The organism is Verrucosispora sp. ts21, assembly GCF_002879555.1.
GTDB classification, from domain to species: Bacteria; Actinomycetota; Actinomycetes; order Mycobacteriales; family Micromonosporaceae; genus Micromonospora; species Micromonospora gifhornensis.
In genome coordinates, this window is record NZ_PNOZ01000166.1 from 1 (window position 1) to 1,262 (window position 1,262).

Annotated in this window: 1 protein-coding gene; it reads left to right on the forward strand. The window is 72.0% G+C overall.

Annotated elements, in window-relative coordinates:
• Positions 1-274: 274 nt before the first annotated feature.
• Positions 275-1,237 carry a complex I subunit 1/NuoH family protein gene (locus C1A38_RS30370; protein ID WP_013735991.1) on the forward strand — a complete coding sequence of 321 codons (963 nt, stop codon included), beginning with the start codon at positions 275-277 and terminating at the stop codon, positions 1,235-1,237.
• Positions 1,238-1,262: the final 25 nt, after the last annotated feature.

A 1,262-nucleotide genomic window follows, 5' to 3' on the forward strand; every position in this document is an offset into this window, starting at 1 on the left:
CCCGTACCCCTCCCACCCCCGGTGCCCCGGCCCCCGCACCCCCCGACGCTCCCGCTCCGGCGGGCGACAGCCCGGCGTCCGGCGGCCCGGCTTCCGGTCCGGGTGCTGGCACAGCTTCCGGTCCGGGTGGTGGCCCGGCGTCCGGTGGCTCGGCGTCCGGTCCGGGTGGTGGCCCGGCGTCCGGTTCGGCCGTCGACCGGGAGGCGGGTCCGGTAGCTGGCGGGCCGGGGAGCCACGTCGAGGGCGGGCAACCAGACGAGGGGGGTACGCCCTGATGCCACTGTGGCTGGAACTGGTGATCCGGATCGGCGGCGTGCTGGTCGCCTTCCTCGTGCTGCCGTTGCTTGTCGGACAGGCCGAGCACAAGGTGATGGCACACATGCAGGGTCGGCTCGGCCCGATGTACGCGGGCGGGTTCCATGGCTGGGCGCAGCTCGTCGCGGACGGGGTGAAGTTCGTACAGAAGGAGGACGTCACCCCGCGCGCGGCGGACCGGCCGGTGTTCCGGCTGGCGCCGGCGGTGGCCCTGGTGCCGTACCTGCTGGCCCTGCTTGTCATCCCGCTGGGCCCGAACGATCTGGTGGGCCAGCCGCTCGACGTCGGTCTGTTCTTCGTGCTCGCGGTGGTCGGCGTCGGCGTGCTCGCCGTGCTGATGTCCGCGTGGGCGTCGGCCAACAAGTACAGCCTGCTCGGCGGGGTACGCGGCGCCGCCCAACTGCTCGGCTACGAGCTGCCGCTGGTGCTGGCCGCCGCCTCGGTGGCGATGGCAGCCGGGACGCTGAGCCTCTCCGGCATCGTCGAGGCGTGGCAGCCGTGGTGGCTGATCTGGCAGGCCCCCGCGATGGTGGTCTTCTTCCTGGCCGGGCTGGCCGAGATCCGCCGGCCACCGTTCGACATGCCGGTGGCCGACTCGGAACTGGTCTTCGGCTACATGACCGAGTACACCGGCCTACGGTTCGCGTTCCTGCTGCTCGCCGAGTACGTCGGCATCGTGGTGATCGCCGCGCTGACCACTGTGCTGTTCCTCGGTGGCTGGCAGGGCCCCTTCGCCGACGCCCAGCTCGGCTGGCTCTGGACGCTACTCAAGATCGCCGCTGTCAGCTTCGTGATCATCTGGCTGCGGGTCTCCTACCCCCGCCTCCGCGAGGACCAGCTCCAACGCCTCTGCTGGCTGATCCTCGTCCCCACCGCCCTGGCCCAACTGGTCCTCACCGCCGCCGTCCGCCTAGCCCTCTAAACCCCACCCTCCCCACCCTCCCCAC

What these genes read in the sequence shown, in the direction of transcription:
- C1A38_RS30370 (WP_013735991.1), top strand. Translation starts at nt 275, where the DNA reads ATGCCACTGTGGCTGGAACTGGTGATCCGGATCGGCGGCGTGCTGGTC.